This is a genomic window from Pseudomonas sp. W15Feb9B, from assembly GCF_000828175.1.
Taxonomy (GTDB): domain Bacteria; phylum Pseudomonadota; class Gammaproteobacteria; order Pseudomonadales; family Pseudomonadaceae; genus Aquipseudomonas; species Aquipseudomonas parakoreensis.
Map to the genome: position 1 here is coordinate 62281 of NZ_JTKF01000046.1, position 14220 is coordinate 76500.

Annotated in this window: 13 protein-coding genes; 6 read left to right on the forward strand and 7 right to left on the reverse strand. The window is 60.8% G+C overall.

Translation table 11 applies throughout. From position 1 onward, the window contains the following. The first annotated feature begins 15 nt into the window (after nt 1-15). The 4 genes from OC71_RS22820 to OC71_RS22835 are packed head-to-tail and all read left to right on the forward strand — an operon-like array spanning nt 16 to nt 3524. Complete coding sequence (locus OC71_RS22820) at nt 16-1164, forward strand: ABC transporter permease (RefSeq protein ID WP_041073655.1); 1149 nt, start codon at nt 16-18, stop codon at nt 1162-1164. Next, a complete protein-coding gene (locus tag OC71_RS22825) occupies nt 1161-1964 on the forward strand; it encodes an ABC transporter ATP-binding protein (protein WP_041073657.1) in 804 nt (267 codons plus the stop codon). Before OC71_RS22820 ends, OC71_RS22825 begins: the two co-directional genes overlap by 4 nt. 1 nt (nt 1965) lies before the next feature. Beyond that, entirely contained in the window at nt 1966-2904 is a 939-nt protein-coding gene (locus OC71_RS22830; RefSeq protein ID WP_041073659.1) for an MlaD family protein, read from the forward strand. Next, nucleotides 2901-3524 (forward strand): ABC-type transport auxiliary lipoprotein family protein, encoded by a 624-nt coding sequence (locus OC71_RS22835; protein WP_041073660.1) that lies wholly within the window; start codon nt 2901-2903, stop codon nt 3522-3524. The genes OC71_RS22830 and OC71_RS22835 overlap by 4 nt, the downstream gene beginning before the upstream one ends. A gap of 139 nt (nt 3525-3663) precedes the next feature. Here OC71_RS22835 and OC71_RS22840 read toward each other — a convergent pair whose 3' ends face one another. From OC71_RS22840 to OC71_RS22860, 5 genes are all read right to left on the reverse strand, one after another. Further along, nucleotides 3664-4893: a nucleoside recognition domain-containing protein gene (locus OC71_RS22840; protein WP_041073662.1), complete on the reverse strand. Its 1230-nt coding sequence runs from the start codon at nt 4891-4893 to the stop codon at nt 3664-3666. A gap of 201 nt (nt 4894-5094) precedes the next feature. Then, nucleotides 5095-6426, reverse strand: coding sequence for a glutamate/aspartate:proton symporter GltP (gltP, locus tag OC71_RS22845; protein ID WP_041073664.1), 1332 nt, complete (start codon nt 6424-6426; stop codon nt 5095-5097). 700 nt (nt 6427-7126) lie between these two features. Beyond that, entirely contained in the window at nt 7127-7591 is a 465-nt protein-coding gene (locus OC71_RS22850) for an inhibitor of vertebrate lysozyme family protein (RefSeq protein ID WP_041073666.1), read from the reverse strand. Between the two features lie 2 nt (nt 7592-7593). Beyond that, nucleotides 7594-7758: a DUF1328 domain-containing protein gene (locus OC71_RS26880; RefSeq protein WP_003177151.1), complete on the reverse strand. Its 165-nt coding sequence runs from the start codon at nt 7756-7758 to the stop codon at nt 7594-7596. Nucleotides 7759-7830: 72 nt separating this feature from the next. After that, nucleotides 7831-8115, reverse strand: a complete 285-nt coding sequence (locus OC71_RS22860) for a hypothetical protein (RefSeq protein WP_041073668.1) — start codon at nt 8113-8115, stop codon at nt 7831-7833. Nucleotides 8116-8541: 426 nt separating this feature from the next. On the opposite strand from OC71_RS22860, the gene algB reads away from it, so the two are divergent. Together algB and OC71_RS22870 are read left to right on the forward strand one after the other, a co-directional pair. Continuing rightward, entirely contained in the window at nt 8542-9888 is a 1347-nt protein-coding gene (gene algB, locus OC71_RS22865; RefSeq protein ID WP_041073671.1) for a sigma-54-dependent response regulator transcription factor AlgB, read from the forward strand. A 10-nt stretch (nt 9889-9898) separates the two neighbouring features. Further along, a complete protein-coding gene (locus tag OC71_RS22870) occupies nt 9899-11689 on the forward strand; it encodes a KinB sensor domain-containing domain (RefSeq protein ID WP_041073672.1) in 1791 nt (596 codons plus the stop codon). On the opposite strand, the gene OC71_RS22875 is transcribed toward OC71_RS22870, so the two are convergent. Continuing rightward, complete coding sequence (locus OC71_RS22875) at nt 11686-13299, reverse strand: EAL domain-containing protein (RefSeq protein ID WP_177327929.1); 1614 nt, start codon at nt 13297-13299, stop codon at nt 11686-11688. The two genes, OC71_RS22870 and OC71_RS22875, sit on opposite strands and share 4 nt — an antisense overlap. 76 nt (nt 13300-13375) lie before the next feature. Then, nucleotides 13376-14155: an N-acetylmuramoyl-L-alanine amidase gene (locus tag OC71_RS22880; RefSeq protein WP_041073676.1), complete on the reverse strand. Its 780-nt coding sequence runs from the start codon at nt 14153-14155 to the stop codon at nt 13376-13378. Nucleotides 14156-14220 lie beyond the last annotated feature (65 nt).

A 14220-nucleotide genomic window follows, 5' to 3' on the forward strand; every position in this document is an offset into this window, starting at 1 on the left:
ACAAGCACGGAGCTTATGATCAGCAGCTCAATGAGCGGTAATGCCCAGATGGACACGTCAATCAGCCCTGCCCGCCTGCGGGTTTCCGGGGACTGGACGCTTGCCCATTACGCCGACCTCAAGCACCTGACCGAACAACTGACCGGCCAGTACGACGCCAACACCGTGGTCGACCTCAACAGCCTCGGTGCCCTCGACACTGCGGGCGCTTCGTTGCTGGTGGAGCTGCTCGGTTCCGAGCGTCTGGGCCGCTCCGCCGAACATCCTGACTGCACGATTTCCCAGGCTGACCGCGCGCTGCTGCAAACGGTGTATCGCTCGCTGACCGACTTCTGTGTGCCGATCAAGGAGCCGGAAGTCAGCGTAAGCGTGCAACTGCTGACCCGCATCGGGCGCGCGGTGGAAACGGTCTGGCAGGACACCTTGCAAATACTGGGTTTCATTGGCCTGATCCTCGAAACCATCGCCCGCAGCCTGTTTCGTCCCAAGCGCTGGCGCATTACCCCCGTCGTCGCCCACATCGAACAGACCGGCCTCGACGCCGCGCCGATTGTGGCGCTGCTGACCTTTCTGGTGGGCGCGGTGGTGGCGTTTCTCGGTGCCACGGTGCTGGCCAGTTTCGGTGCGACGATCTTTACCGTGGACTTGGTGGGCTTCTCCTTCCTGCGTGAGTTCGGTGTGCTGCTCACGGCAATCCTGATGGCCGGACGCACCGCCAGCGCGTTCACCGCGCAGATCGGTTCGATGAAGGCTAACGAAGAGATCGACGCAATCCGCACCCTCGGCCTTGATCCGATGGAGCTGCTGGTAGTGCCGCGGGTATTGGCGATGCTGGTGGCGCTGCCGATGCTGACGTTTCTGGCGATGCTCTGCGGGATCATTGGCGGCGGCGTGGTGTGCGCGGTGTCGCTGGGGATTTCGCCGGCGATGTTCCTCTCGCTGTTGCAGAGCGACATCGGCATTCAGCACTTTCTGGTTGGGCTGGTCAAAGCGCCGGTGTTTGCCTTCCTGATTGCAACCATTGGTTGCCTGGAAGGCTTCAAGGTCAGTGGCAGCGCCGAATCGGTCGGCGCGCACACCACGTCCGCCGTGGTGCAGTCGATTTTCGTGGTGATCGTGCTCGACGCGGTGGCTGCGCTGTTCTTCATGGAGATGGGCTGGTGAGTCGTTTACCCCGTGCGCCCTCGGAGGCGGTGATCGAAGTCCGTGGACTGTGCAATCGCTTTGGCAGCCAGAGCGTGCACGAGAATCTCGACCTGGATCTGTACAAGGGCGAAATCCTCGCCGTGGTCGGCGGTTCCGGCAGCGGCAAATCGGTGCTGCTGCGCAGCATTGTCGGCCTGCGCCGGCCCAGCGAAGGCAACGTGAAGGTGTTCGGACAGAACCTGCCGAGCCTGTCCGAGCATGAGCGCTCACTGGTCGAGCGGCGTTTCGGCGTGCTGTTCCAGAAAGGCGCGTTGTTTTCCTCGCTGACGGTGACCGAAAACGTCGCCCTGCCGCTGATCGAACACGCCGGTCTGAGCCGCAACGACGCTGAGCACCTGGCGGCGGTGAAGCTGGCGCTGGCCGGGCTGCCGCTGTCGGCGGCGGACAAATACCCGGCGTCGCTGTCCGGCGGGATGATCAAGCGCGCTGCGCTGGCCCGGGCGCTGGCGCTGGACCCGGACATCCTGTTTCTCGACGAGCCTACCGCCGGCCTCGATCCGATTGGCGCGGCGCAGTTCGATCAGCTGATCCTGACCCTGCGTGATGCGCTGGGCCTGAGCGTGTTTCTGGTGACCCACGACCTCGACACGCTCTACACCATCACCGACCGTGTGGCGGTGCTGGCGCAGAAGAAGGTACTGGTCGCCGGCCCGATCGACGTGGTCTCGGAAACCGATGACGCGTGGATTCACGAATACTTCCACGGCCCGCGTGGCCGCTCGGCGCTGGACGCCGCCAAATTGCTCAACGAGGTCTGACATGGAAACCCGAGCCCATCATGTGTTGATCGGCCTGTTCGCCGTAATTGTCGTTGCGGGCGCCCTGCTCTTCGGTCTGTGGCTGGCCAAGTCCAGCGTCGACAGCGAGTTCAAGGATTATGAAATCGTCTTCAATGAGGCGGTCAGCGGTCTGTCCAAGGGCAGCCCTGTGCAGTACAGCGGGATCAAGGTCGGTGACGTGGTCAGCCTGCGCCTCGACCCGAAAGACCCGCGCCGGGTGCTGGCGCGGATTCGTCTGGGTGGTGACACCCCGGTCAAGGAAGACACCCAGGCCAAACTGGCGCTGGCCGGGATCACCGGCACTTCGATCATCCAGCTCAGCGGCGGCACCCCGGAGAGTCCGAAACTGCGCGGACACGACGGCGAATTGCCGACCATCGTCGCGGCGCCTTCGCCCATTTCCCGGCTGCTTAACGACAGCAACGACCTGATGACCGGCGTCACCGCCCTGTTGAACAATGCCAACCAGATGTTTTCTCCGGAGAACGTCGAGCGCGTCAGCAACACCCTGGCGCATCTGGAACAGACCACCGGTTCGATCAACGATCAGCGCGGCGACTTGCGTCAGGCCATGCAGCAACTGGCGAGCGTCGGCAAGCAAGCCGGCAGCATGCTCGAGCAAACCTCGGCGCTGATGCGCAACGCCAACGGCCTGCTCAACGATCAGGGCAAGCAGGCGCTGGGCAGTGCAGAGCAGGCGATGAAGTCGCTGGAGCAAAGCAGCGCCACCATCAACGGCCTGCTGAGCAAGAACCAGAACTCGCTCGACAACGGTATGCAGGGCCTCAATGGCCTGGCGCCGGCGATCCGCGAACTGCGCGAAACCCTGACCTCGCTGCGCGGCATTTCCCAACGCCTTGAGGCCAACCCCAGCGGCTACCTGCTGGGCAGTGACAAGAACAAGGAATTCACCCCATGAAGCTGACTCACTTCGCCTTCCTCGCCAGTTTTACCCTGCTCTCGGCGTGTTCGATCCTGCCCAAGGCCGAACCTTCGGATGTCTATCGCCTGCCCACCGCGCAAGCGCCCGCCTCGGCCAGTTCGGCGGCGACCCAGCGCTGGTCGCTGCGCCTGAACAAATTGCAGGCCAGCGAAGCGCTGAACCGGCCGAACATCGCAGTGATTCCACAGGGTGACGTGATCAGCAGCTACAAAGCCTCGCGCTGGAGCGATCCGGCGCCGGTGCTGGTGCGTAATCGGCTGCTCGATGGTTTTGCCCGCGATGGTCGGGTGACATTGCTCAGCACCGATGACAGCAACTTCGCTGCGGATCTGGAACTGGGCGGCAGCTTGCAGGCGTTTCAGACCGAGTATCAGGGCAATCAGGCCAGCGTCGTGGTGCGCGTCGATGCGTTGCTGGTGCGCGGCTATGACCAGAAGATTCTCGCCAGTCGGCGCTTTGAAGAGCGCCAACCGCTGAGCGATGTGCAGGTGCCGGCGGTGGTGGCAGGGTTTGGACAGGCCAGTGATCGGCTGACGGCCAAGGTTGTTGCGTGGGCGGTAGATCAAGGCCAGAAAGTCGCCCCTCAGAGACCCTGATCGATCAATATTGCTTTTGTGGCGAGGGAGCTTGCTCCCGCTGGGCTGCGTAGCAGCCCCATCTTTCAGGGCCGCTTCGCGCCCCGGCGGGCGCAAGCTCCCTCGCCACAGAGAAATTGGTTGCCCGAAGCTCTTGTGGTCAGCCGAAGAACCAGTAGCAGACGCCGATGGCGCCGAGTACGCCGGCCAGTTCGGCCAGCAGCGCGCATCCAACGGCGTGCCTTGCGCGTTGGATCCCCACCGCACCGAAATACACCGCCAGCACATAGAACGTGGTTTCGGTACTGCCCTGCACCGTCGCCGCCACCAGCGCCGGGAAGCTGTCGACGCCGGAGGTCTTCATTGTCTCGATCAGCATCGCCCGTGCGGCGCTGCCGGAAAACGGTTTGACCATCGCCGTCGGCAACGCATCGACAAACCGCGTATCCCAACCGGCCCACTGCACCAGATGCCGAATGCCATCCAAACCGAAGTCCAGCGCTCCCGAGGCACGCAGTACGCCAATCGCACAGAGCATCGCCACCAGATACGGCAGCAGGTTCCTGGCGACGTCGAAGCCCTCCTTCGCGCCCTCGACAAATGCCTCGTAGACCTTGACCTTGCGTAATGCGCCGATCACCAGGAACAGCATGATCAGGCCGAACAGCGTCAGGTTGCCAAGGATCGAAGACAGCCCGGCCAGCGCCGTGGCCGACATCGTCGCCAGCAGCGCCATGAAGCCGCCGAGGATCAGTGCGCCGGGAATCAGATAGGCCAGCACCACCGGGTCCCAGATGCGCAGGCGTTGCATGAACGCCACCGAAAGGAAGCCGACAATAGTCGAGCAACTGGTCGCCAGCAGAATCGGCAGGAATACCAGGGTCGGATCCGGCGCACCTTGCTGGGCGCGGTACATGAAGATGGTCACCGGCAACAGGGTCAGCGATGAGGCGTTGAGCACCAGGAACAGGATCTGCGCGTTGCTGGCGATGGTCGCGCTGGGGTTGAGCTCCTGCAGCGCCTTCATGGCCTTGAGGCCGATTGGGGTGGCGGCGTTGTCCAGGCCCAGGCCGTTGGCGGCGAAGTTCAGGGTGATCAAACCGAGCGCCGGGTGCCCGGCCGGGACTTCCGGCATCAGCCGCAGGAACAGCGGGCCCAGCACTTTCGCCAGCCACTCGACGATCCCGGCTTTTTCGGCGATGCGCAGAAAGCCCAGCCACAGGGTCAGCGTGCCGAACAGCAGGACCATGACCTCGACCGAGAGTTTGGCCATGGCAAAAATGCTTTCCACCATCGCTGCGAAAATCCCGGCGTTGCCGCCGACCAGCCACTGCACCAGCGCAGATATTGCTGCCACGACAAAGAAGCCAAGCCACAGGCCATTAAGCATCAGTCAAATCCCCCGGAAGATGCGGCGAATGATAGCGGGGTCGCCAGAAACGACAAACCCCGGATTTCTCCGGGGTTTGTCGGTAAGGCTTGCATCAGTCACTGTGGGAGCGGGCTTGCCCGCGATGGCGGTATGTCATTCAGCATAAATGTTGAATGTGCCGACCTCATCGCTGGCAAGCCAGCTCCCACAGGTTTTGCATTACGGCTTCGAGATTTCACCAGCCGGCAGTTTTTCCTTGCTGCGCCAGTGCGGCAGGGAGTTCCAGTAGCGCTGGCCCTTGGCGTCGTCGTACATGCCTTCCCAACGTGCGATAACCAGTACCGCCAGGGCGTTGCCGATCACGTTCAGTGCGGTACGGGCCATGTCCATGATGCGGTCGACACCGGCGATGAACGCCAGGCCTTCCAGCGGGATACCGACGCTGCCCAGCGTCGCCAGCAGCACCACAAAGGACACGCCCGGTACGCCGGCGATGCCTTTGGAGGTGACCATCAGGGTCAGCACCAGCAGCAGTTGCTGGCTGATCGACAGGTCGATGCCGTACAGTTGGGCAATGAAGATCGCTGCGATCGACTGGTACAGGGTCGAACCGTCGAGGTTGAACGAGTAACCGGTCGGGACCACGAAGGAGCAGATGGCTTTCGGTGCGCCATAGGCCTCCATCTTCTCGATGACGCGTGGCAGCACGGTTTCCGAGGAGGCGGTGGAGTAAGCCAGGACCAGCTCATCCTTGAAGATGCGCATCAGCTTGATCACCGAGAAGCCGAACAGCTTGGCGATCAAGCCCAGCACCACGAAAGCAAAGAAAGCGATGGCGACGTAAACCAGGATCACCAGCTTGGCCAGCGGCAGCAGCGAGGCGAAACCGAAGTTGGCCACGGTCACCGCGATCAGGGCGAACACGCCGATCGGGGCGTAGTTCATGATCATGTGGGTGACTTTGAACATGCTTTCCGAGACGCCCTGGAACATCTTCACCAGCGGCTCGCGCAGGTCCGACTGCAGGCTCGACAGACCGAGACCGAACAGTACGGAGAAGAAAATGATCGGCAGCATTTCGCCGCGGGCCATGGCCGCGAAGATGTTCGACGGGATCAGGTTGAGGATGGTCTCGATGAACGCGTGTTCATGTTGTACTTCGGCGGCGGTCGCCTGGTACTTGGAGATATCCACGGTGCCCAGGGTGCTCATGTCGATGCCGGCACCCGGGTGGAACAGGTTGGCCAGCAGCAGGCCGACGATGATCGCGATGGTGGTGACGACTTCGAAGTAGATGATGGTCTTCAGGCCGATACGCCCGAGTTTCTTGGCGTCGCCCACGCCGGCGATGCCGACGATCAGGGAGGAGATGACGATCGGAATCACGATCATCTTGATCAGACGGATAAAGATATCGCCTGCCGGTTGCAGGACGTTGCTGATCCACCAGGCTTTTTCGGCACTGAAGTGGTTGAGCAACGCACCAATTGCAATCCCTAAAACCAGACCGATGAGGATCTGCCAGGCGAGGCTGAGTTTTGCCTTCTTCATTATCTTTACCCTTACTTGCGTTTGACTCAGGCACATGCAGCAACTGGAACGCTCTTTAGCGGAAAAGTCTGTGCATCTGCCTCCGTATAAGGTGCCCCGAAGCGCGTATTTACGGCTCTTCGGCAGGCGAAAAAAGGCGCAACTATTCCGATGCAAGGTTGCGCCGTCTAATGCCGTAAACGCCTACCCTATGCCGAATCGGCATGAGATTTTTTAAATGAAACTGGCGTCCCAAGCGGTTCGATTACGACATTTCAGCCGGCATAAGTGCCGTGAACCGGCCATTTCAGCTTAGGTTGGTTGTTTTTTGAACGAGTGAATTCATCGAAAAATTCAGGAAAAAGCCTACATTTGCAGACTAGAAGTCCCACAGTTTAAAGGGGCTCTTTCTCGATATACGGTCGCCAGGAAACACGGCGAAATGTTTTCGCGCGCAGTCTGAACCATAAAAAGGCGAGCAGGACGCTCTGGATCAATGTTTTGTATCGCGCAAAGCTCAGCGCAAGTCCGTCGAGCCGCTGAGGGTCGGCGAACCTGCGTCGCAGCTTTTACCCTGACCCGGCCCTTGCGCAGGCACTCCCTGTACCCGTAGGTCACTCCGACCCTGCAACAGTCAGAACGTCCCGGCCCCCTGGTCATGCGCCGGCCTTCCTCGGGCAGGCGCAATAAAGGGCAGCGGGGCGCTGCCCTCATGTTCGAATCAATACCACTTAGGGTCTTTCTTCAGCGTTTCCATCAGCAGGTTCTGCATGCCCTGATTCGGTTTGCCGAGGAAGCGGTAGGTGGCATGTCGCGTGGGCGACTTGTCGGCCGGCAGTCCTTCGGGCACATCGACGAGCATGGCGTAGGCATCTTTCTTGTCGAAGCTAAACGCTACGATCAAGCGGTGGTTGAGGCACTTGTCTGCGGATTCGCATAGCGGCCCGACCAGATACTTGTCGCCATCTTCGGTCACGGCATTCATCTGCTGCTCTGGCGTACCGGACAGGTTCATCACCCATTCCGGGAGGCGCTCTTCATGCTTCACAACGCCTTGCCAGGTTTCCCGGTATTGCGGGTCGGAGCTGAGCAGCTCGTTGACCCGCGCCTGGCCATCATTGGCCGCGATCGCCATGGCACTACCGCCCAGAAGCAGGGCGGCTGCCAGTGTCTTTAACGCAATCATCGTTAACCTCGGCCGCGACGGCCAAAGAAGAAGGAAGCGATGAACATCACCAGGAACACGACAAAGAGAATCTTGGCGATACCCGTGGCGGTGCCCGCGATACCACCGAAGCCCAGGACGGCGGCGATGATGGCAATGATCAAGAATGTAATTGCCCAACTCAACATGGTGATTCTCCTTACTTCTCTATTTAGGGATATTGCGTGTCCTGGCGCCAGGCGCCCGAATTCGTTGGTTCGTCAGAAAACCCAGCGCTCTTCACGTGGCAGTTGATCCCGCGGCTGCGGCTGATCGACATCCATCATGCGCATCGAGGCGCTTTCGGCCTGACTGCTGCTGACGGCGCTGAAGTGCGTCTGCGTGCTGTGTTGAATCGAGATCAGCGGCTCAGGCTTCTGGCTGTTTTCCCAGCTCAGGTATTGCTGGCAGGCGATCAGGGTGATCAACAGTGCAAGCACGCCAAACAGGCCTTGCTGGATATGCAGTGGCGAGATACGCACTTGGGCGGCACGTTGGCGAGTCATCCTGGGTTCCTCACTCTTATTCGGTTGGGGCAGTGGAATCTGCCCGGGCTGAATGAGTTATTGCAGGCTGCATGCCAGTTTTTTCATTGAAAAATATTCAATAAAATCAATATCTTATAAGTAATTAAAATTCAGCGACGGACGCATCCTGCACGATGGGGCGTCTACGGTCGTGCGGAATGCACGATTATTTCGTAGGAGATTTCATTCTTATGGAATTGAGAGCACGTCGCGGATGTCAGAAAAGTACGCAGGGAACCCTCTGCAAATCGGTGATTGTTTAAAAACTCAACAAAATCAATGGATTGGCCGTTAAGGCAGGAGAGAGCTACCCTCCCATGGCTCGCATCGTTCAGAATCAACCATGCAACTTGCCCGATTTTTCCGGGACTAACCCAAGATCAATCACTATGGAGCGTAGGAAAAATGGAATCTGCCACTGAGCATCAAGGCCGCATTCTGCTGGTGGACGATGAGTCCGCCATCCTGCGAACCTTTCGTTACTGCCTCGAAGACGAAGGTTACACAGTGGCCACCGCCAACAGCGCGGCTCAGGCCGAGGCATTGTTGCAACGTCAGGTGTTTGACCTGTGCTTCCTTGATTTGCGTCTGGGTGAGGACAACGGTCTCGACGTGCTGGCGCAGATGCGCATTCAGGCGCCGTGGATGCGCGTGGTCATTGTCACCGCCCACTCGGCGGTTGATACCGCAGTGGACGCGATCCAGGCGGGCGCCGCCGATTATCTGGTCAAACCGTGCAGCCCCGACCAGTTGCGCCTGGCCACCGCCAAACAACTGGAAGTGCGTCAGCTCTCGGCGCGTCTGGAAGCCCTCGAAGGCGAGATCCGCAAACCCAAGGACGGCCTCGACTCCCACAGCCCGGCGATGAAAGTCGTGCTGGAAACTGCGCGGCAGGTCGCCGGTACCGACGCCAACATCCTCATTCTCGGCGAATCCGGCACGGGTAAGGGCGAACTGGCCCGGGCCATTCATGGCTGGAGCAAGCGCGAGAAAAAATCCTGCGTGACCATCAACTGCCCGTCGTTGACTGCGGAACTGATGGAGAGCGAGCTGTTCGGCCACAGTCGCGGTGCGTTTACCGGCGCCAGCGAAAGCACCTTGGGTCGGGTCAATCAAGCAGACGGCGGCACGCTGTTTCTCGACGAGATCGGCGATTTTCCATTGACGTTGCAACCGAAGTTGCTGCGTTTCATTCAGGACAAGGAATACGAGCGGGTAGGGGATCCAGTGACCCGCCGCGCCGATGTACGGATTCTCGCCGCGACCAACCTCAATCTTGAGGACATGGTGCGCGACGGGCGCTTCCGTGAAGACCTGTTGTATCGCCTCAATGTGATCACCCTGCATCTGCCGCCATTGCGCGAACGTGCCGAGGACATCCTGACCCTTGCCGACCGCTTCCTCGCGCGCTTCGTCAAAGAGTACGCGCGCCCGGCACGGGGCTTTAGTGACGAGGCGCGCGAAGCGCTGTTGGGTTATCGCTGGCCGGGCAACATCCGAGAGCTGCGTAACGTGATGGAACGGGCCAGCATTATCTGCCCGCAGGAGCGCGTGGAAATCAGCCACCTCGGCATGGCCGAGCAGCCGGCGAACAACGCACCGCGAGTCGGTGCCGCGCTGAGCCTCGATGAACTGGAAAAAGCCCACATCGGCGCGGTGCTGGCAACGGCAGGCACCCTTGATCAGGCGGCGAAAACCTTGGGCATCGACGCGTCGACCCTGTATCGCAAGCGCAAGCAGTACAACCTGTGAGCGCCCGACGATGAAACTGGCGATGAAGTTGCGCACTCGCTTGTTTCTGAGCATCTCTGCGCTGATCACGGTCGCCTTGCTCGGGCTGTTGCTCGGGCTGGTCAGCGTGATGCAGATGGCCGGTACTCAGGAAGCAACGATCCGCAGCAACTTCGTGACCCTCGACCTGGGGCTCAAACTGCGCCAGACCCTCGGCGATCAACTGGTGCTGATGCTGGCCGAAAAGCCCGACCCAGTCGCGTTCGAAGCGTCAAAGCAGCATTACCTGCAATTGCTGGATGAAGGCATTTCCCAAGAGGCAGAGGGCGATGGCCGACAGTACGGGTTTACCCAGGCCAAGGCTGACTACCTGAGTTTTCTCCAGGCGTTCGAGATGTCGCGTGATCCGGGCAATGTGCTCAGTGGCAACAGCGACCTCAGGGAACGCTTCAACACCTTGCGCAACGGTTTGATTACCGAGCACAAGCACGCACTGGACAACATCAACGCAGTGCAGCATGACGCCCGGGAAAGGGCACTGCTGGTTTCCGGTCTGCTCGGGCTGGTGGGATTGGCGGTGCTGATTATCGGCTTCGTCACCGCGCACGCCATTGCCCGGCGTTTTGGCGCGCCCATCGAGGCGCTGGCCAAAGCGGCGGACAACATCGGTCAAGGCAATTTCGAAGTGACGCTGCCGATTTCCTCGGCGATGGAAATGAACCAGCTGACCAAGCGCTTCGGGCTGATGGCCGAGGCGCTGCGCGAGCATCAGGCGACCAACGTCGACGAATTGCTGGCCGGTCAGCAACGCCTGCAGGCGGTGCTCGACAGCATCGACGACGGCTTGTTGATGATCGACCGTGAAGGGCATCTGGAACACCTCAATCCAGTGGCTCAGCGTCAGTTGGGTTGGGACAGTGACCGTCTCGGCCAAGGCTTGGGCACCGCGCTCGAGCGCCCGGAGCTCGACGCGCAACTGCAACTGGTGCTGCGCGGCGGCACCCTTGAGCGCGCCCCGGAAGATTTGAGCATTGAAGTCGATGGCGAATCGCGCTTGCTGACCTACAGTTTGACCCCGGTCAGTCACATCCAGGGGCATATTCTGGGGGCGGTGATGGTGCTGCACGATGTCACCGAGCAACGCGCCTTCGAGCGCGTGCGCAGCGAGTTCGTGCTGCGCGCCTCCCATGAACTGCGGACGCCGGTCACCGGCATGCACATGGCGTTCGGCCTGTTTCGCGAACGTGCGAAGTTCCCCCCGGAGTCACGCGAGGCGGACCTGCTCGACACGGTCAACGAAGAGATGCAGCGCTTGATGCAGTTGATCAACGACTTGCTCAACTTCTCGCGCTATCAGAACGGCTTGCAGAAACTCACCCTGGCGCCGTGCTCCATCGAAGATTTGCTGGAGCAGGCGCAGTCGCGCTTCGCCGATTGCGCTGCGGGCAAAGGCATTGCCCTGAGCGTCGAAGTGCAAGGGCCGTTACCGCGTCTGCAGGCCGATCAGGCACAGCTTGAGCGGGTGCTCGACAACCTGATCGACAACGCTCTGCGCCATACCGCCCGCGACGGCCAGATTCGCCTGCAGGCGCGGCGGCATGGCGAACGGGTGATCATCAGCGTCGAAGACAACGGCGAAGGCATTGCCTACGGTCAGCAGGGGCGGATATTCGAGCCGTTCGTGCAGGTCGGGCGCAAGAAGGGTGGCGCCGGGCTGGGTCTGGCGCTGTGCAAGGAAATCGTCCAGCTGCATGGCGGGCGGATGGGCGTCTATTCGCGGCCGGGGCAGGGCACGCAGTTCTACATGGCGCTGGCGGTCTAGGCTTCGTCGTCCAGGCGGCGCCCGGTGAGGCGCCGCCCACGGGTGATCAGTTCGATGAACTGCACCGCACTCAGGGCCTGGGCGAACAGCCAGCCCTGACCGAACTTGACCCCCTCACTGCTGAGAAACACGGCTTGCGCTTCGTGCTCGATGCCTTCGGCAATTACCTTCAACTCCAGAGCCTGCGCCATGTGAATGATGTGCGGCGCAACGCCGCTGCTGGCCGCATCATGGCCGAGCGCGTCGATGAAGGCCTTGTCGATCTTCAAGCAATCCACCGGCAGCGTCTGCAGATAGGCGAGGCTGCAGTAACCGGTACCGAAGTCATCGATCAGCACCTGATGGCCGACATCGCGCAAGGCTTGCAGGTTCTCCCGCGCCACCACCACGTCGATCAGTCCGCGCTCGGTGACTTCAAAGGCAATCTGTCGCGCGGCGACCCGGTGCAGCGTCAGCAGCCTGGCCATGACCTGGCCGATGCGCGGCACCATCACGTCGCAGGCGGCGAGGTTGACCGAAATGTACAGCTGCGGATTGGCGCGCAGCACCGGTCCCAGTTGTTCCAGCAGCCGTTGCAGGACAAAGTCCGTCATTTGCCGTATCTGCCCGGTGTTTTCCGCCAATGGAATGAACAGGTCGGGACTGGTCAGCGTGCCGTCCGGGCGACGCCAGCGCAGCAGGGCTTCGGCGCCCACGCAATTGCGGCTATCGAGATCGAAGATCGGCTGATACAGCACTTGCAGCTCGCCACGTCGAATGGCGCCCTGGAGTTCGGCGTCCAGTGACTGGCGCTGGCGCACCAGCAAAAATATAAAGAACCCGACAAACGCCCCCAGCAGCAGGCAGATCGGCACCATCCACCACCAGACGCTGGGAATATGCATGCCGCTGCGCGGGGTGATCAGCACCAACTGGTATTCCGGATTGTTGGTTGGCATGCGGTAGATCAGCCGTGACTGGGTGACTTGCAGGGGCGCGCGGCTTTTGGGTGGCCACGCTTCGGTTGGTGGCCACGTCTGCGCGGTGCCCAGCACCGGAATCGCCCGTTTGCCGTGGTCCAGCACCACCAGAAGGCTGCTATCCGGCGGCAGGTCGACCATGTCGGTCAAATGCCCGCGTGATGTCGCCACGCGAAAATTGCCGCGCCCGAGCATCAGCGCAGCACGGTTTTCATCCGGTTCGGTGGTGGTGTTGAGCCAGTAGCTGTAGGTCGGTCCTTTGATATCCGGTGCGCGAACCACCGACAGTCCTTCCTGGCGGGGCCGGTTGGAGCATATCCGCGCACCATCCATGTAGGCCGCTTCATAGACGAAGCGATAGTTGAAGGTGACTTGTTGCAGCGTGGCGATCATTTCCTCATCGCAACTGCGCAGCGGCTGCGCTTCGAGGTCATCGAGACTTTCACGCAGTTGTCCGAACAGCTGCTCAAGGCGTGCCAGAAAGCGCTCGCCCTGGGTGTTCATTTCCTGGCTTTCGTTCTGTTCGATCTGGCGCATGGCGACGAACATTCCGCCGGCTATCAGCAATGCAGCACTGAAGACAGCCGCGATCATCGCCAAAAACCACGGGCGATAAAACCAGCTACGCAGCGTCGCTCGGGTAGCAACCATCATGGAATATCCGAAGAATTACCAATGAGTTATAGCTGCTGATTACGCTTTCGCCCTGACCGTCGGGCGGGCGTCATTATTTTGTCTGATTGAGGACCTGCAACAACGCTGCTGTTTGCGCGTCCGGTGTACCGTCGAAGCGTGAAGGGCGAAAGTGCATCTGGAACGCTGCCAGGACATGGCGAGTCGCGACGTCCAGCTCGCCGGTCTGCGGGGTGTCGTAACCGATGCGCGCCAGTTGTTCCTGGAACCAGCTGATGCTTGGCAGTTCGGCGTTGAACTGCACTTGCTGCCGGGCCACCGCTTGTTCATTGGGCCATACGCCCAGGCCTTCGGCGGCCAGGCGTTTCCATGGGAACAAGGGACCCGGGTCGAGTTTGCGCAGGGGCGCAATGTCGCTGTGGCCAATGATATGGCGCGGGCTGATGCCCTGGCGCTTGCTGATGTCCTTGAGCAGAACGATCAGCGATTGAATCTGCGCTTCACTGTACGGGAACCACAGGCGCCCGGTCGGCGTGTCCTTGAAGCCCGGATTGACGATTTCGATGCCGATCGAGCTGGAGTTTAGCCAGGTACGGCCCTGCCACTGGCTCTCGCCGGCGTGCCAGGCGCGCTGGTTTTCATCCATCAGTTTGTAGATGGTGCCGCCCTTGTCGTCGCCGATCAGATAGTGGCTGCTGACTTCGCCGTGGGTCAGCAGTTGCAGCGAGCGGGCGAGGGAAGCGGAGGTGTAGTGCACGATCACGAACTGCACGCGGCTGTCGTGATTGGCCGAAGGGTGGCTGGTGTCATAACGCGGGCCGCTGGCACAACCGGCCAGAACGAGCAGCGACGCGAGGAGGGTAAAAAATTTCATGGCAGAAGGCAGTACGCGCAAGACAATAATGCAACAGTGTAACGTACTGCCTTGCGTATCGACGC